The following is a 17,103-nucleotide window of genomic DNA, read 5'->3' as shown; positions in this document are numbered from 1 at the left end:
CCCCCCCCCAACCGCGAACCAAAGCTCACCCCCGCACCCCTCTCCCCCCCCCCACCCACTCTCCCCTTACCCCGCGGACGCGCGCCCCGAGGTTCCACCGCCCCCCCCCCACCCCGGCCCCGGCCGGGCCCCCCCACCCGGGGCCCCGGCTGCTGTTAAACGAGATGGGCGATGGGGTAACGCTGCAATATGATGGCGAACATCGCTATTTTTCGTTAGCGCAAATTACCGTTTCCGAGTCATTGGGCCGCATTCCGCTGACCCTGACCTTCCCAGACGGTGGCCGATTTGTGCCCGCCGATGATGCGTCATTCCGCCAGTGGTTTTATCAACGCCGTTCACCGGGGTTGGTGCACCGCTTGGAGCGTTATAAACGCGGCGTGTTGCTGACGTTGCTACTAACCGTTCTGTTGACCCTGACCTATGTTTTCCTGGTTCTCCCTTGGGTGAGCAGTGAAATCGCCATGCGCATTCCTACCACCGCTGAACAGAAGCTAGGTAAACATACGCTCGATTTCCTGGAAGCAAGTGGCTTCAAGCCGTCGCAATTGCCCGCCGAGAAACAGCAGGCGATACAGACACTATTTCTGCAGGTGATGCCGGAGCAGATGCGGCATGAGCGCACTCCGCTCAAATTAAAATTGCTGGCGGTGCCAGAGGTTGCCAATGCGTTCATGTTACCTGACGGGACTTTAGTGATCACCGACGATCTGGCCAAGTTGGCGACCAATGACGACGGCCTGGCTGCGGTGATGCTCCATGAAATGGGGCATCATGCGTACCGTCATCCCATGCGCATGGTGGTGCGTTCATCCCTGGTGGCGCTGACGTTTATGTGGATGACCGGCGATGTCAGTGGCATTGGTGATACCTTGCTGCAATCAGCCTCATTTATGCATGAAATGCAGTTCTCCCGCAGCGTGGAGCGTGAGGCAGACGACTGGGCAATCGCACAAATGCAGCGCCAGGGGCGTTCGTTATTGGCGATGGAAGATCTCTACCGCGCATTGCAACAGGCGGCAAGCACGTCAACCGTGGCACTAGAGGTGCCGGAGTGGTTAAGCACCCATCCGGAGATGCAGGCGCGTTTGCAGGCTATCGAAGCGGCCAGGATCAAAGAGCAGCAGTAAAAAAAGCCCCCGGCTCAACACCGGGGGCTTTTTGCTTTTCAGGGGGCGAAAGATTATTTCGCTTTGCCTTGGTTGGCGACGGCCGCAGCTTTGGCCGCGATCTCATCAGCATTACCCAGGTAGTAACGCTTGATTGGCTTGAAGTTCTCATCGAACTCATACACCAAAGGCACGCCGGTTGGGATATTCAGCTCGAGGATCTCGTCTTCGCTCAGGTTATCCAGATATTTCACCAGCGCACGCAGGGAATTACCGTGAGCCGCGACGATCACGCGCTCACCGCTCTTGATGCGTGGCAGGATCTCTTCGTCCCAATAAGGGATAACGCGATCGATGGTCAGCGCCAGGCTTTCGGTCAGCGGCAGCTCTTTTTCGCTCAGCGCTGAGTAACGCGGATCGTGGCCAGGGTAGCGCTCATCTTCTTTGGTCAGCTCTGGTGGCGTTACCGCGAAGCCGCGACGCCATTGTTTGACCTGCTCGTCACCGTATTTTTCTGCGGTTTCAGCCTTGTTCAGACCCTGCAGCGCGCCGTAATGGCGTTCGTTTAGCTTCCAGGACTTTTCGGTAGGCAACCAGGCTTGGTCCAACTCATCCAGAATGTTCCACAGAGTGTGGATAGCACGCTTCAGTACGGAGGTGTAAGCGAAATCGAAAGAGAAACCTTCGTCTTTTAACAGCTTGCCCGCTGCTTTTGCTTCGGTACGGCCTTTGTCGGACAGATCGACGTCATACCAACCGGTGAAGCGGTTTTCGTTGTTCCACTGGCTTTCGCCGTGGCGCACCAGAACCAGCTTAGTTACAGCCATAGCTTAACTCCTTAATAATCTGAAGGTTTAATGATAACGAATATCATTATAATCCGCAGCCATTCACTCGGCAATCGATATACCCGTGAATGACCTTAACAACGGTACCCGCTTTCATACTTGAACAGGACTGGATTGACTCTTACCGCTACTGGGGATTGTGATTAACCATAGCCAAATTTTGGCCGTAAGGTAAGAGGGGGCGTGAAGGAAAGAGCTGAATCGTTCAAGCTGGTAGCAGGGCGCGAATGAGAGCTATTCACTCGCGCCACAGTGTTAATGCGATCAGGCAGTTTTTTTCAGGCAGCTACTCATAAAGGTTTTGCGCTCGTCACCTTTCAGGCTCTTTTTAGCGGCGTCGGCATTACAGTCTTTCATCTTCTGCTGCTGCGGCGTCAGGGCCTTCTCGGTTTGGTGGCCTTCGGCCTTCAGGCAGGTGCTCATGAAGGTGGTGCGGTCAGAACCTTTCAGCGATTGGGTGGTAGCCTGTTGATTACAATCGGTCATGCGTTTTTGCTGGGCAGCCTGCGCCGGAGAAGGCGTTTTTGCTGCGGTGTCGGCAGCCATCAGGTTGGTGCTCAGCAGTAAACCTGCCAGTAATGGAAGTGCAGTAATCAGACGCATTAGGTGTTCCTTCAGCTATTGAACGGCCAGCGGGCCGAAAATTGTGATATCACTCACGGGCTTGTGTATACCACGGTAGCCTGATTCTAGTGCGGGGTCGGCAATAAGGAAAGGTAACGACCAGGGGGCGCAATGTAAGCAATTATAACTAAAACGCCCCTCACTGCATGACAAGGGGCGTGGCGGCTCAGATAGGAATAAGCTGATAGTGCGTTGCGCTCTGATAACGCTGGCCAGGCTGTAGCCAACAATCCGGCTGTGGCCATTCAGGATGGTTTGGGCTGTCCGGCAGGAACTCGCTTTCCAGCGCTACCCCGGCGTAATTTTGGTAGCTACCGCCGTCGCGCGCCGGTGTGCCACCCAGGTAATTGCCGCTGTATAGCTGGAGTGCTGGTGCAGTGGTGAACACCGTCATCGCGACCTTGCCGTCTGCAGACCACAGGTGAGCTGCTGGGCTTGCCAACCCGTGGCAGGTATCGTGCAACAGGTAAGCATGGTCGTAACCCTTAACCTGTTGCTGATCGCGGTCACGCAATAAATCTTGTTGCAGGGTTTTCGGCTGGCGGAAATCCATCCCGGTGCCTGCAACCGCCGTCAGTTCGGCACTGGGAATACCATCGCCGTCTACGGGCAGATAACGGTCGGCGAACACCTGCAAGCGTTGTTGTCGCGCGTCGTGGCCTGCGCCATCCAGATTGAAATAAGCATGGTTGGTCAGATTGACCGGGCAGGCGCGATCGGTCTGCGCCTGATACTCAATCTCCAGCCGGTGATCGGCGGTTAGCCGATAAGTGAGCGTCACGTCGAGGTTGCCAGGGAAGCCTTGGTCGCCGTCCGGCGAATGGAGTTGATAAATCACCTGCTGCTCATCCTGCTTCACAATTTGCCAGCGGCGAGCGTGGAAACCGTTTGGCCCGCCGTGCAGTTGATGTTCTCCCTGATTGGCGATCAGCGGGTGTGTCTGGCCATCAATGTTCAGGCTGGCATGTGCAATACGGTTGGCATAGCGCCCGACCGTGGCCCCCAGATAGGCACCTTGGTGTAGGTAGTCCTGCGGGGTTTGGCACCCCAGCAGCAGCTCACGTTGTTCCCCTGATTTCAACGGCAGTACGGCGGAAAGCCAGGTTGCGCCCCAGTCCATAAACGTGACCGTCATTCCTGCGGCATTACGCAGGGTGGTGAGAGTAAAGGGCTGGCCGTCTGGGGCAACGGCGGAGTTATCACTCAGCATAGGCCGGATCCTTGTGAGGCTTTGCAGACGTAGAAGGTTTCTTGCAGGCCGTTGGTTCGCAGTGGATATTCGCGAGCTACCGCCGTACGTACCGACTCTACCAGATCCTGCGGCATCAGGGCCACGATGCAACCCCCGAAGCCCCCTCCGGTCATGCGCACACCGCCACGATCGCCAATGACCTCTTTAACAATCTCGACCAGCGTATCGATAGGGGGCACGGTGATGGCAAAGTCATCACGCATCGACGCGTGCGATTCGGCCATCAGTTTGCCCATCAGCTTCAGGTTGCCAGCGGCCAAGGCATCGGCAGCGGCCAAGGTGCGATCGTTTTCGGTGATCACATGGCGCGCCCGTTTGGCCACGATGGGATCCAGTTCATGCAGGATCGGGAAAAACAGATCCGGGCTGACGTCACGCAGCGCCTTGACGCCAAAGAACCGGGCTGCCGCTTCGCACTGTTGACGACGGGTGTTGTATTCGCTGTCGACCAGACCGCGTTTGACGTTGGAGTTGATGATCACCACCGCGACATCGGCTGGCATCGGCACCGCACGCGTTTCCAAAGAGCGGCAGTCGATCAGCAGGGCGTGATCTTTCTTACCCAACGCAGAAATCAGCTGATCCATAATGCCGCAGTTGCAGCCGACAAACTGGTTTTCCGCTTCCTGGCCATTCAGTGCCAGCGCTACACCGTCCAGCTGCAATTGATAGAGCGCCTGCAACACCTGGCCGACGGCCACTTCCAGTGAGGCGGAGGAGCTAAGTCCGGCCCCCTGCGGGACGTTGCCGCTGATCACCAGATCGGCACCGCCAAAATTGGCATCGCGGGTCTGCAGGTGTTTCACTACACCGCGCACATAGTCGGCCCAGCGCAGATTGGGGTGGCTGACAATCGGTTCATCCAGCGAAAACTGATCCTGCTGGTTCTCGTAATCGGCGGCCAATACGCGGATCTGGCGATCGTTACGTGGAGCCCCGCTGATCACGGTTTGATAATCAATGGCGCAGGGCAGGACGAAGCCGTCGTTGTAATCGGTGTGTTCACCGATCAGATTGACTCGGCCCGGAGCCTGGATCGTCAGGGTGGATGCGTAGCCAAAGTGTTCGGTAAACAGGGCTTGGGTAAGTTGCTTCAGACTCATTATTTCACTCCGGCTTCGCGGTAATGGATATCACTGACCGCGCGCAGGCGTTCAGCGGCTTGTTCTGCGGTCAGGTCACGTTGGGTTTCCGCCAGCATTTCATAGCCCACCATAAATTTGCGCACCGTGGCGCTGCGTAGTAACGGCGGGTAGAAGTGGGCATGCAGTTGCCAGTGTTGGTTATCGGCCTGGTTGAAGGGCGCGCCGTGCCAGCCCATGGAATAAGGGAAAGAGCATTGGAATAGGTTGTCATAGCGGCTGGTGAGTTTCTTCAGCGCGATGGCCAGATCGCGGCTTTGTGCTGCACTAAGGTCGGTCAGGCGTTGTACCGGTGCTTTTGGCAGCAACAGCGTTTCAAACGGCCAGGCTGCCCAATAAGGAACAACCGCCAACCAGTGCTCGGTTTCCACCACCGTACGGCTGCCGTCGGCCTGCTCTCGTTGAGCATAGTCCACCAGCATGGCGGATTGATGCTGGCTGAAATACTCTTGTTGCAGGTGATCTTCTCGTTCGGCTTCATTCGGTAGGAAGCTGTTGGCCCATACCTGACCGTGTGGGTGAGGATTGGAACAGCCCATGGCGGCCCCTTTATTTTCAAACACCTGTACCCAGGGGTAGCTGAGTCCCAGATCGGCAGTCTGTTCCTGCCAGGTGGCGATCACCCGCTCTAGAGCGGGTAGCGTTAGCAGCGGTAGCGTTTTACTGTGATCGGGGGAGAAGCAGATCACCCGGCTGGTGCCACGGGCGCTTTGGCAACGCATCAGCGGATCGTTACTTTCCGGTGCCTGCGGGGTATCTTGCATCAGGGCGGCAAAATCATTGGTGAACACGTAGGTGCCTGGATAGTCTGGGTTTTTATCACCGGTCACGCGCGTATTGCCGGGGCAAAGGAAGCAGTCGGGATCGTGGGCTGGCAATGTTTCCTGTGCGGGGGATTCCTGCTGGCCCTGCCACGGGCGTTTGGCCCGGTGCGGAGACACCAACACCCATTGACCGGTAAGGGGATTAAAACGGCGATGTGGGTGATCGATAGGATTAAAATCAGGCATAGCGCTTCCTTTATCTCGCGACGGGGCTAACTGTAATCGCTTTCACCTGCTGCGTGACCGACTATAGTCGAGTGCATTTTGGAAAATAATGGCTAGAAGATAGCACGCCCGCAGTAATAAAAAGGTGATCTAGCGCGAAAAATGGAATCGCTTACATTGATTGAGACTATAAACCTGTTGAGGTCTGAGAGGCTTTGGGGGTAGTTAAGTGGTAGCGATTACACAGCGCAGGCTGGCAGAGAAATCTGCCAGCCTGGAGGGGGACTAATATTGGTAAGCCGGGTAGGTAAAGAACAGCAAATGGACCAGATTTAGCCCAAAGTGGAAGAGAATGGGCACCCACAGGCGGCCGCTCCACATCCAGGCCAGGCCATAAATCACCCCCGCCAGCGTGGCAAATGCCATCATCAACGTGCCACCGGCAAAGTGAGCGGCACCAAACAGCAGGGCAGTGATAATCAGTGCCGGATAGGCACCCAGCCACTGGCGCAGGCGCTGCTGCAAATAGCCACGGAACAGTGCTTCTTCGGCCATCGAAACAAAAAACAGGTTGGCCATAATGAAAGCCAGGATCCAGGAGGGCAGATGCAGCTCAATCTTCAGACCACCGAGCGCCACCGCTAACAGCAGCACCGCAGGTATGCCGAGCACCAGGATCAGCCAGGCGCTGACGCCTACCTGCTTGTCGGGTTTGCCCGCGTTAAACAGCGTTGGCAGGCAGGCTAATAGTAGGAAGGGCACCAGTGCCTTATCGAAGTTGTAATACATGGAATACGGTGAGCTCATCGGGCCCACTTTGTCCTGATCGACCATCAATTGGTTATTGAAGCCCGGTATCAGGTGGTAAAACAGGGCGATTGAGCTGGCGACTAAAAACAGTTCCAGCACCAGCGTGATGCTGCGCTGCTGGCTATAGTGCTGATGAAGCCAGATGGCGATAGCGATAACCGCCAGATACCCCAGGCTGACGGGCGTCAGGATATGGTGGTAAATCCCCATTGCAGCGGCGGCAGCCAATACTACCGAGGCAATCAGCCGATTAAATGGCAAAAAAAACAACGAAGCCGAAAGTACGCCCCACATAATAGCTATCCCTTTAAATAGATACACGGCGCTCAATGCCGGAAATCCGGCGTGTTAATGTCTGGTTAAACGAGCACTAATTGGGATAGTAGCACAAGCTAGCGCTAGCAAAGGTCGGGACAGTAGTTAATCGTGCCATACTCGTCGGCAAAACCGGTGCGCAACCAAATCACCGGGATTTTACGCACCCGCGCGTAGGCCGCAGCAGTATTGACGTGCGCGATCACATCTCGCGTTACGATCTGTTCGCGGCAGTGATTCACCCGCCCTTTAGGGCCAGCCAAATCTTCAATCAGGTCAATAATAATCAGCGCGGCGGACATACCTTCTCCAAAAAAACGTCTCTGTGCCCTTTTATGATAAAAGGCCAAATGCGATGCGTTATGGAGGAAGTGTTGCCGGATATGTCCCCAGGATGAGCGCTGTAGCACTCACCCCGAAGTATGTTAAGCCAGGACGTCTTGCTGATAGCGGTAGCCATCGCCTTCAGGGATGAAGGAGAAACGGTGGGTGATGCATTGTGGTGCATCTTCTGCGTGGTGTGAAACAAACAGCAACTGAGTCGAGCCTTGTTGTATCAGCACATCCACGAAGCGCCGTACCAACTGGCGGTTCAGCGGATCCAAGCCTTGCAGTGGCTCATCAAGGATCAGCAGCGCCGGATGTTTGACTAACGCCCGGGCGATCAGCGCCAGGCGTTGCTGGCCCCAGGACAGGCTATGGAAGGGGGCATCGCCCATAGCGTCAAGCCCGAGCAGCGCCAGCCATTGCGAGGTCAGCTGATGCTGACGGTCGGAAACCGCCTGATAAATACCGATCGAATCAAAGAAGCCTGACAGGATCACGTTACGCACGCTGGAACTGACCCGGTAGTCCAGATGCAGGCTGCTACTGACGTAGCCGATATGGCGTTTGATATCCCAGATGGTTTCCCCACTGCCGCGTCGGCGGCCAAACAGCGTCAGATCGTTGCTGTAACCTTGCGGATGATCGCCGGTGATCAGGCTGAGCAGGGTGGACTTTCCCGCCCCGTTCGGGCCAACGATCTGCCAGTGTTCACCGGGATTAACCTGCCAACTGAGTTGATTGAGAATGGGACGATCGTTGTAGCTCACTACGCCATCACGCAGTACGATCAGTGGCCGATCGTCCGGCAGCCTGATGACCTGGGTAGGATCTTCGGTTTCTGGCAGCGTCAAGCCGTTGAGGTTTTCACTGTGCGCCAGTTGGGCGACCAGCGTGTCGGCCATCACCTGCTGCCGTGCCCCCTGGCTGGTGAGGGTGCAATCGGCCAGCACGCCGACCTGCTCAATGAAACCTGGGATTTCATCAAACCGGTTGAGCACCAGGACCACGGTATAACCCTGCTGTGAAAGTTTGCCAAGCAGGGTGGCGAGCTGAGCGCGTGAATTGACGTCCAGCCCGTCGAACGGCTCATCGAGGATCAATAAATCGGGTTGGGCCATCAGAGCGCGACACAGCAGGGTTTTGCGGGTCTCACCGGTAGAGAGATATTTGAAACGGCGCGTAAGCAGGGGCGTGATGCCAAACTGCTCTGCCAACTGTGCGCAGCGAGCGGGATCTTTGTGCTCTTCCTGAATGATTTCCGCCGTGGTGCGGCCAGTGTCGTCTTCGTCCGCGCTGAGCAGGTCGGTATTGTTGCGCTGCCATTCATCGCTGACCAGCTTTTGCAACTGCTCAAAGGAGAGCCGTACTACGTGGCGAAAATCACTGTGGCGTTCGCCTTTCAGCAACGTCAGCCCACCGGCCAGCGCCCGGGCCAGCGCGGATTTTCCGCTGCCGTTAGCCCCGACGAACGCCCAGCTATCGCCGGACTGAATATCAAGCCGATCCAGCTCCAGCGTGCGGGTATCGCTTAAACGAAATGAACCTTGCGAAATGTGCAACGACGACATCTTCTAATCCCTATTCTGCAATGTTTCGCTTTAGAAATAGGCGCAAGCGGAAAAGATGTCAATCGGCAATACTGCAACGTGACGTTGCGTTTAACACAACGTCGCGACAATCACCCGATCGGCGTTGAACAAGGCGTGTATCGGCGTGCCGACGCTCAGTTTCAACTGTGCAAGTTCCTGGTTGCTGACGGTGGCGCACAGTGTTTCTCCACCGTTGAGCGTCACCAGCACCTCGCTGTGATCGCAGCCAGGTTGGATACTGGCAACGGAACCTGCCAACGCGTTATCGGCCAGGCCGGTCGAAGCCGGATCGGTGCTCAACTTCACCCAAGGCGCTTTAATCAGGGCCAATACCTCTTTGCCCGGCGTCAACTGTAGCCGGTCGGCGCTTTGCTGAGTGACGGCAGCGGTCAGGCGGGTGTGGCCGTCGGCCAGCAGCAGGCTGATATGCTGTTGGACCTGCTGGTGGTCGCGTTCAATCACGGTGCCGAAAAACTGGTTGCGGGCGCTGGTTTGCAACGAGAAACGGGCGATGGCGGCCAATAGGCTATCCAACGGCAGATTGTCCTGCTGTAACACGTCAAAGGCCTTCTGCTGGATTTGGCCCAGCAGATCGTAAAGTTGGATCAGCCGCAAGCCATAACGGGTCACCTGTGCGCCGCCGCCGCCTTTGCCACCGGTAACGCGTTCGACCACCGTTTGCTCGGCTAGTTGATTCATCTCGTTGATGGCATCCCAGGCGCTTTTGTAGCTGATCCCCGCCAGTTTGGCTCCCTGGCTGATCGAGCCGGTATGTACCACTTGCTTGAGCAGTGCGATGCGGCGTGGGTCTGCGAACAGCTTCTGTTGCAGCTTTAAGGTAAGGAGGATCTCGGCCTGCATGATGGGTCCTTATAAGGCTGTAAGTCTGGCTATTGTCACCGATTTGCAGCAAAGCGCCAACTGAGCACGTTTAGCCGGTTACAAATTTCCCACAGCCGGTAAAATAACCGCGTTTTCGCCTGCGTTTTGGTTTACAGTGAAGCCTGACGCAGCCGGTTTAAAGCAGTTAAGTGAGGCGACCATGTTAGAATTATTGAAAAGTCTGTTGTTTGCCGTGGTAATGGTGCCGGTAGTGATGGCCATTATTTTAGGCCTGATTTATGGCTTGGGCGAGGTGTTTAACATCTTCTCTAAAGTTGGCCATCCTAAAGAAAACCGCAGCTAATCCCCCTCCCAAATGCCCGCCGAGCTATCTTGGCGGGTATTTCTCAAGTTATCTCCCGCTTTGCCGATAAACCGCATGACAATCGTTCTCGCTGCGTTATATTATTTTTTACATAGCGATGTGATGATAGTTAACTTGCGGAGAAAACAATGAAACAGCAATGGATTAACTGGGTTGGCGGTGTGGCATTGGCTTGCGGGCTGGTGGCACAGGTTTCTGCGGCGGAGAAAATCACCGTGTTTGCCGCGGCCTCGCTGACCAACGCCTTACAAGATATCGCCACTGAATACCAGAAAGGCAAAGACGTCGAAGTCGTCTCCTCTTTTGCTTCCTCCTCAACGCTGGCACGCCAGATTGAGCAAGGGGCACCTGCGGATATGTTTATCTCTGCCGATCAGCAATGGATGGATTACGCCATCGATAAGCAGCAGATGGTGAAAGACACCCGTTATACCCTGTTAGGTAACGAACTGGTGCTGATCGCTGCCAAATCGGCCAAACAAGATAAAATCACGATCAACAAGCAAACCGACTGGGCCAAATTGCTCAACGGTGGCCGCCTGTCCGTAGGCGATCCGGATCATGTCCCTGCGGGCATCTACGCCAAAGAAGCGTTGCAGAACCTGGGGGCATGGACCACGCTGGAACCTCAGCTGGCGCGGGCTAATAACGTGCGCAGCGCCATGGCCATGGTTGAGCGTGAAGAAGCCCCCCTGGGTATCGTTTACGGCTCCGACGCCGTGGCCAGCGATAAGGTCAAAGTGATCGCCATCTTCCCGGAAGACAGCCACAAGCCGGTTGAATATCCAATGGCTATCGTTAAAGATCACCAGACGCCAGCCGTGACGGCTTTCTACGATTATCTGAAAAGCCCGCAAGCCGCGGCGATTTTCGAACATTATGGATTCACCCCGCGTAAATGATGTTAAGTGAGTATGAATGGCAGGCGGTTGAACTGAGCCTGAAAGTCTCCAGCCTGGCGGTGATCTGTAGTTTGCCGCTGGGTATTTTGATGGCCTGGATCCTGGTGCGCTGCAATTTCCCCGGTAAATCGTTGTTGGATAGCATTATTCATCTGCCGTTAGTCCTGCCACCGGTGGTGGTGGGCTATCTGCTGCTGATCGCCATGGGGCGGCGCGGCTTTATCGGCGAATGGCTGTACAACTGGTTTGGTTTCAGCTTCAGCTTCAGTTTCAGCTGGCGTGGTGCCGCCTTGGCTTCGGCGGTGGTGGCCTTCCCGCTGATGGTGCGTGCTATCCGTATGTCGCTGGAAGCGGTGGATACCCGTTTGGAACAGGCGGCCCGCACCCTGGGCGCCAATCCGTGGCGGGTATTTTTCACCATCACCTTACCGCTTTCGCTGCCCGGCGTGATCGTTGGTGTGGTGTTGGCCTTTGCCCGCTCTTTGGGCGAGTTTGGCGCCACCATCACCTTTGTCTCCAATATCCCTGGTGAAACCCGTACCATCCCGCTGGCAATGTACACCCTGATCGAAACGCCAGGGGCCGAGGCGGCGGCAGCGCGTTTGTGCGTGATTGCCATCGTGTTGGCACTGGCTGCCCTGATGGTTTCCGAATGGCTGGCCCGCTGGGGCCGCAAGCGTATGGGCTTATAGATGTTAGAACTGGATTTCTCCCAACAGCTTGGCGATCTCAATCTCAACGTGCAGGCAAATTTGCCGGCTCAGGGGATCACCGCGATCTTCGGGCTTTCCGGGGCAGGTAAAACCTCATTGATCAATGCCATTGGTGGCCTGACGCTGGTGCAGCAGGGGCGGATTGTCCTTAATGGCCGAACGCTGGTGGATACCGCCAGCGGTGTCTGTTTGCCACCGGAAAAACGCCGGGTTGGCTATGTTTTCCAGGATGCGCGCCTGTTCCCGCATTATCGCGTGCGCGGCAACCTGCAATACGGTATGGCGGCCAGTATGCGTGGCCAGTTTGACAGCATTGTTGAGCTATTAGGGATTGCGCCGTTGCTGAATCGCTTGCCTTTGACCCTCTCAGGCGGTGAGAAACAACGCGTCGCGATTGGCCGGGCGTTGCTAACCGCGCCGGAACTGTTGCTAATGGATGAACCGCTGGCCTCGCTTGATATGCCGCGCAAGCGTGAGCTGTTGCCGTATCTGGAGCGGCTAGCGCAGGACGTCAACATCCCCATCCTTTATGTCAGCCACAGTATGGACGAGATCTTGCGCCTGGCAGAGCAGGTGATGGTGCTGGATAACGGCCAGGTGCGGGCGTATGGCGGGCTGGAAGAGGTTTGGGCCAGCAGCGCGTTGCGGCCTTGGCTACAGCGTGAAGATCAGAGTAGCGTGTTGAGCGTTAGCGTGATTGAGCATCATCCGCGTTATGCCATGACCGCGTTGGCACTGGGCGATCAGCGGCTGTGGGTCGGCGGTATTGAAGCGCCGGTGGGCAGCCAAATGCGTATTCGTATCAACGCCGCCGACGTTTCCTTAGTGCTGCAACCGCCAGCCAACAGCAGCATCCGCAATATTCTGCCCGCCAAGGTGGTGGAGTGTCTGGATGTGGCAGGGCAGGTTGAAGTGAAGCTGATGGTTGGGGAAAACATCCTTTGGGCGCGGATCACCCCATGGGCACGTGACGATCTGGCTATCAGGCCCGGTCAGTGGCTGTATGCACAGGTCAAGAGCGTGTCGATCAGCCGCGAGAGCAACTAGCAGAAAGAATCGTTCGGTTTGAGCGAAATTTATCCTCACCCTGAGTGAGTTGTGGTTAGGTTGTTATGACGCTAAATAACAGCACCTTCTATACCGCGTCACTAATGCTTGAGTCAGGTGGGGAGCATACAGGTTAACTGACTGTTGAGCGCATGGATGCGCGATTCGAGCCCCCAGGGATGGGTTTACGGCGTGTCGGTGTTCTGTATGCTCCCTACCTGTTGCAACTTTACGTGCAGCTATTTATCCAATTTGCAGCACGTTTAGCCCCTCTCGCTAAAAAACCAAAGGATGAGGGGCAAAATTGCTTAATTCAACACGCGAGAACGGATAACCTCGGCAATACCCGGCTGCAGATGGTCGGCAATCACCAGATCCGCTCGTTCCTTGATGGCATTATCGGCATTACCCATGGCAACGCCCAGCCCAACGGCCTCAAGCATGCTCAGGTCGTTGTAGTTGTCACCAAAGGCGACCACCTGATCCATGCTCAACCCCTGTGACTCCACCCACTGCTGCAGACGTTTGCCCTTGCTGTTGCCGCCTTTGGCAATGTCCACCTGATCGTGCCAGGACCATTCACAGGCCAGGCCCAGCTCTTTTTCTACCATTTCGGCAAAGCTGCGCAGCGCTGGGAGATCGCTATGTGACGTGGCAAACTTCCAGATAGCCTGCGCTTCATCCGCCGCCTGCATCAGGCTGTTGACCTGCAACAACGTTGGGCGCTGGGCTACCGGCAAAGTCTCTGACCAGGCCAGCGAACGGATCACATGACCGCTTGTTTCCTGATACAGCATGGCGTCGTCAACATACATCAGGCCGTGAATATCGTTTTGCTTGAGCAGTTGCAGTACCTGCTTGGCCTGCTCTTTTGCCAGCGGATCGGAAGCCAGTACCTTTTTCTGCTGGAAGTCGTACAGATAGGTGCCGTTACAACAAATGGCTGGCGTATCGATTTGCAGTGCCTGATAAAACGGATGGATAGCCACGTGATGGCGGCCGGTGACCACCACGACTTTCACCCCGGCGGCACGGGCTTCCTCCAGTGCGGCCAGCGATTGCGGTAAGATACGTTTTTGGTTGTCTAGCAAAGTGCCGTCTAAATCGAGGGCAATAACACGGTAGCTCATAGCGGTCTCATTATAGTTAGCAAGAAAATTACCGCGATGGTACACCGGATAACCGTTCGATAAAACTGCGTAACCTGCCAGGGTTGCCATGTCACAAATGTCGCGTAAGCTAGAACAAACTGAAACCGGTTACCCTTTCTCATTAAGGAGAGCAAATGAAGCAAATCGTTTATGTCGCCAGCCCGGAGAGCCAGCAGATCCACGTGTGGCAGTTAGACGACAAGGGCGCACTGGCGCTGCTGCAAACGGTCGAGGTCGCGGGGCAGGTACAGCCGATGGCGATCCACCCGGACAAGACTCATCTGTATGTTGGGGTACGTCCGGCGTTTGGCATTGTCAGCTACCGTATCGCGGAAGATGGCACATTGCATGAGGCAGGGATGGCACCGCTACCAGGCAGCCCAACCCATATTTCCACCGATTTGCAGGGCCGTTATCTGTTCTCCGCCTCTTACAGCGGCAACTGTGCCAGCATCAGCCCGATTGGCCATGATGGTGTGGTGCTTGCGCCTACCCAGCAGATCGATGGCCTGACCGCGCCGCATTCGGCCAATATTGACCCGACCAATCAATTGCTGCTGGTGCCGTGCCTGAAAGAGGACCGCATCCGCCTGTTCAATCTGAGCCAGCAGGGCCAACTGACGCCACACGGCCAAGAGGCCGTCGCAACGGCAAGCGGAGCAGGCCCTCGCCATATGGCATTCCATGGCAACGATAAATTCGCTTACTGCGTCAATGAACTGGATGGCACGGTGGACGTGTTCGCCATCGAAGCCAACGGTGGCAAATATACGCTGGTGCAAAGCCTGGACATGATGCCTGCCGATTTCACCGGCACGCGTTGGGCGGCGGATATCCACCTCACGCCAAACGGCCGTTTCCTGTATACCAGCGATCGCACCGCCAGCATCCTGACCGTATTCAGCGTCTCGGAAGACGGCGGCAAGATTGCGGTGGTAGGCCACCATGCCACAGAAGAGCAGCCACGCGGTTTCAACATCGATCACAGTGGTCGCTTCGTGATTGCGGCAGGGCAGAAATCTGGCCATATCGGTGTGTATCAGATTGACCAGAACAGCGGTGAACTGACGGACTTGGCGCGTTACCCGGTCGGCAAAGGCCCAATGTGGGTGAGCGTGCTGGCAAAATAATGGGTTAAAAATCGGGGCGAAGTACTTCGCCCCTGAAACCGCGAACATGGCGCTGTATGCTGCGCCCATCAACGTTTCTCAGCTGTATTTTACAGATAGCGTCGCTTTGCCAAGGCTATGGAAATGGATGTTAAAACCGACCATTGCGCCGCTCGCCTCTGCATCCACTGGAATGCTTTCTACGTCCAACGCATGCACGGTGAACTGATAACGATGACTTTCACCCTGCGGCGGAGCCGCGCCACCGTAACCGGCTTTTCCGAAATCGGTCCGGGTTTGTACTGAGCCTGCCGGTAGCCCTGGTTTGTCGGAACCTGCACCTTGCGGCAGTTCATGCACGTTTGCCGGGATATTGGCGACCACCCAGTGCCACCAGCCGGAGCCGGTAGGGGCATCGGGATCGTAAACCGTGATGGCAAAGCTCTTGGTGCCTGCAGGTGCATCTTCCCAGGCCAGATGAGGGGAGAGGTTATCCCCGTGGTAGCCCATGCCGTTAAATACCTGCCGCTCAGGCATTTTTGCGCCGTCTTGCAAATCGTTGCTGTGCAAGCGAAAAGCCATAATGACTCCCAGTTGTCTAAAATACCGAACCCCTAAGCTAGATCGGTTTACCGCCACAATACAACCTGAAAACCGTTACTCCACCGCAGCGGCGATAGCCGCAGTCAGCCGGGTGAGCTGCCCTGGCGTAATGATATAAGGCGGCATCAGGTAGATCAGTTTACCGAAGGGCCGGATCCACACGCCGCGTTCGACAAATCCTCGTTGCAGCAACGCCACATCCACCGGCTGATGCATTTCCACCACGCCAATCGCCCCAAGTACCCGCACATCGGCCACCTTGGGTGATGACATCAGTGGTAAGAGCTGCTGTTTAAGCTGTGTTTCAATGGCGGCGACCTGATGTTGCCAGTGATTTTCCTCCAACAAGCTCAGGCTGGCGCAGGCGACGGCACAGGCCAACGGGTTGCCCATAAAGGTTGGCCCATGCATAAAGCAGCCTGCGGCCCCGTTACTGATCGTTTCTGCTATTTGGCGTGTGGTCAGGGTGGCGGAAAGGGTCATATAGCCACCGGTCAGCGCTTTGCCCAGGCAAAGAATATCCGGCACTACGTCGGCATGTTCACAGGCAAACAGTTTGCCGGTGCGGCCAAAACCGGTGGCGATCTCGTCGGCAATCAGCAGGATCTGGTGGCGATCGCACAGCTCCCGCACGCGTTGCAGATAGGTTGGATGATAGATACGCATCCCACCGGCTCCTTGCACCACCGGCTCCAGGATCACGGCGGCTATTTCCCCGGCGTGCTGCTCCAGTAAATCGGCAAACGGCGCAATGTCCTGTTCGTCCCAAGGCTGGTCAAAGCGGCACTGAGGCGCAGTGGCAAACAGGTGTGTGGCCAAATAGCCCTGATACAGACTGTGCATGGAGTTGTCTGGATCGCAGACCGACATCGCGCCAAAGGTATCGCCATGATAGCCGTGGCGTAAGGTCAGAATACGCTGCCGCCGTTCGCCACGGGCTTGCCAATATTGCAGCGCCATCTTTAATGCCACCTCGACCGCTACCGAACCAGAATCAGCCAGGAATACGCACTGCAAGGCTTCCGGTGTCATTGCCACCAGCTTGCGGCACAGTTCGATAGCGGCGGGATGAGTGATGCCGCCGAACATCACGTGCGACATTTTCTCCAACTGTTGCACGGCTGCTTGATTCAGTTGCGGATGATTGTAACCGTGGATCGCCGCCCACCAGGAAGACATGCCATCCACCAGCAGGCGGCCATCGTCCAGTTGCAGCTCGACGCCGCTGGCGGACACCACCGGATAGCAAGGCAAGGGCTGAGTCATGGAGGTGTAAGGGTGCCAGATATGGCGTCGATCGAATTCAATATCGCAGGGAGAAACAGACATTAACTGTAAACCAAATTTTAATAGAATGGTTGACAGT

Annotated in this window: 18 protein-coding genes; 6 read left to right on the top strand and 12 right to left on the bottom strand. The window is 56.1% G+C overall.

Annotated elements, in window-relative coordinates; all coding sequences use genetic code 11:
* Window positions 1-149: 149 nt before the first annotated feature.
* Window positions 150-1,130, top strand: coding sequence for a M48 family metallopeptidase (locus tag KAJ71_RS13360; RefSeq protein ID WP_248946188.1), 981 nt, complete (start codon window positions 150-152; stop codon window positions 1,128-1,130).
* Between the two features lie 53 nt (window positions 1,131-1,183).
* Here the strand turns inward: KAJ71_RS13360 and gpmA are convergent, their stop codons facing one another.
* The 9 genes from gpmA to modE form a co-directional block, all read right to left on the bottom strand.
* Complete coding sequence (gene gpmA / locus KAJ71_RS13355; protein WP_021180326.1) at window positions 1,184-1,936, bottom strand: 2,3-diphosphoglycerate-dependent phosphoglycerate mutase; 753 nt, start codon at window positions 1,934-1,936, stop codon at window positions 1,184-1,186.
* Between the two features lie 285 nt (window positions 1,937-2,221).
* Entirely contained in the window at window positions 2,222-2,560 is a 339-nt protein-coding gene (locus tag KAJ71_RS13350) for a PsiF family protein (protein WP_248946179.1), read from the bottom strand.
* A gap of 187 nt (window positions 2,561-2,747) precedes the next feature.
* The gene (gene galM, locus KAJ71_RS13345; protein ID WP_248946178.1) at window positions 2,748-3,791 is read right to left on the bottom strand and encodes a galactose-1-epimerase; all 1,044 of its coding nucleotides are present in this window, start codon (window positions 3,789-3,791) and stop codon (window positions 2,748-2,750) included.
* Window positions 3,785-4,936: a galactokinase gene (galK, locus tag KAJ71_RS13340; RefSeq protein ID WP_248946177.1), complete on the bottom strand. Its 1,152-nt coding sequence runs from the start codon at window positions 4,934-4,936 to the stop codon at window positions 3,785-3,787. Before galK ends, galM begins: the two co-directional genes overlap by 7 nt.
* Complete coding sequence (gene galT, locus KAJ71_RS13335; RefSeq protein WP_248946176.1) at window positions 4,936-5,985, bottom strand: galactose-1-phosphate uridylyltransferase; 1,050 nt, start codon at window positions 5,983-5,985, stop codon at window positions 4,936-4,938. The genes galK and galT overlap by 1 nt, the downstream gene beginning before the upstream one ends.
* A gap of 264 nt (window positions 5,986-6,249) precedes the next feature.
* Window positions 6,250-7,068 carry a CPBP family intramembrane glutamic endopeptidase gene (locus KAJ71_RS13330; RefSeq protein WP_248946175.1) on the bottom strand — a complete coding sequence of 273 codons (819 nt, stop codon included), beginning with the start codon at window positions 7,066-7,068 and terminating at the stop codon, window positions 6,250-6,252.
* 104 nt (window positions 7,069-7,172) lie between these two features.
* Entirely contained in the window at window positions 7,173-7,391 is a 219-nt protein-coding gene (locus KAJ71_RS13325) for a cysteine hydrolase family protein (protein ID WP_248946174.1), read from the bottom strand.
* A 123-nt stretch (window positions 7,392-7,514) separates the two neighbouring features.
* A complete protein-coding gene (modF, locus tag KAJ71_RS13320; RefSeq protein WP_248946173.1) occupies window positions 7,515-8,984 on the bottom strand; it encodes a molybdate ABC transporter ATP-binding protein ModF in 1,470 nt (489 codons plus the stop codon).
* A 90-nt stretch (window positions 8,985-9,074) separates the two neighbouring features.
* On the bottom strand, window positions 9,075-9,866 hold the full coding sequence (gene modE / locus KAJ71_RS13315; protein ID WP_248946172.1) for a molybdenum-dependent transcriptional regulator: 792 nt from the start codon (window positions 9,864-9,866) through the stop codon (window positions 9,075-9,077).
* A 181-nt stretch (window positions 9,867-10,047) separates the two neighbouring features.
* On the opposite strand from modE, the gene KAJ71_RS13310 reads away from it, so the two are divergent.
* From KAJ71_RS13310 to modC, 4 genes are all read left to right on the top strand, one after another.
* A complete protein-coding gene (locus KAJ71_RS13310; RefSeq protein ID WP_021180335.1) occupies window positions 10,048-10,191 on the top strand; it encodes an AcrZ family multidrug efflux pump-associated protein in 144 nt (47 codons plus the stop codon).
* Between the two features lie 149 nt (window positions 10,192-10,340).
* The gene (gene modA / locus KAJ71_RS13305; RefSeq protein WP_248946171.1) at window positions 10,341-11,114 is read left to right on the top strand and encodes a molybdate ABC transporter substrate-binding protein; all 774 of its coding nucleotides are present in this window, start codon (window positions 10,341-10,343) and stop codon (window positions 11,112-11,114) included.
* Window positions 11,111-11,806 (top strand): molybdate ABC transporter permease subunit, encoded by a 696-nt coding sequence (modB, locus tag KAJ71_RS13300; protein WP_248946170.1) that lies wholly within the window; start codon window positions 11,111-11,113, stop codon window positions 11,804-11,806. The genes modA and modB overlap by 4 nt, the downstream gene beginning before the upstream one ends.
* Window positions 11,807-12,874, top strand: coding sequence for a molybdenum ABC transporter ATP-binding protein ModC (gene modC / locus KAJ71_RS13295; protein ID WP_248946169.1), 1,068 nt, complete (start codon window positions 11,807-11,809; stop codon window positions 12,872-12,874). It begins immediately after the preceding gene.
* 308 nt (window positions 12,875-13,182) lie between these two features.
* On the opposite strand, the gene KAJ71_RS13290 is transcribed toward modC, so the two are convergent.
* Entirely contained in the window at window positions 13,183-14,004 is an 822-nt protein-coding gene (locus KAJ71_RS13290; RefSeq protein ID WP_024530541.1) for a pyridoxal phosphatase, read from the bottom strand.
* Between the two features lie 155 nt (window positions 14,005-14,159).
* Between KAJ71_RS13290 and pgl the strand changes: the two genes are divergently transcribed.
* A complete protein-coding gene (pgl, locus tag KAJ71_RS13285) occupies window positions 14,160-15,155 on the top strand; it encodes a 6-phosphogluconolactonase (RefSeq protein ID WP_248946168.1) in 996 nt (331 codons plus the stop codon).
* A 78-nt stretch (window positions 15,156-15,233) separates the two neighbouring features.
* On the opposite strand, the gene KAJ71_RS13280 is transcribed toward pgl, so the two are convergent.
* A complete protein-coding gene (locus KAJ71_RS13280) occupies window positions 15,234-15,716 on the bottom strand; it encodes a kinase inhibitor (RefSeq protein WP_248946167.1) in 483 nt (160 codons plus the stop codon).
* Between the two features lie 75 nt (window positions 15,717-15,791).
* Entirely contained in the window at window positions 15,792-17,066 is a 1,275-nt protein-coding gene (bioA, locus tag KAJ71_RS13275; RefSeq protein WP_248946166.1) for an adenosylmethionine--8-amino-7-oxononanoate transaminase, read from the bottom strand.
* Window positions 17,067-17,103: the final 37 nt, after the last annotated feature.

Source organism: Serratia silvae (genome assembly GCF_023282985.1).
Taxonomy (GTDB): domain Bacteria; phylum Pseudomonadota; class Gammaproteobacteria; order Enterobacterales; family Enterobacteriaceae; genus Chania; species Chania silvae.
This window is presented reverse-complemented; position numbering and strand designations above follow the sequence as displayed.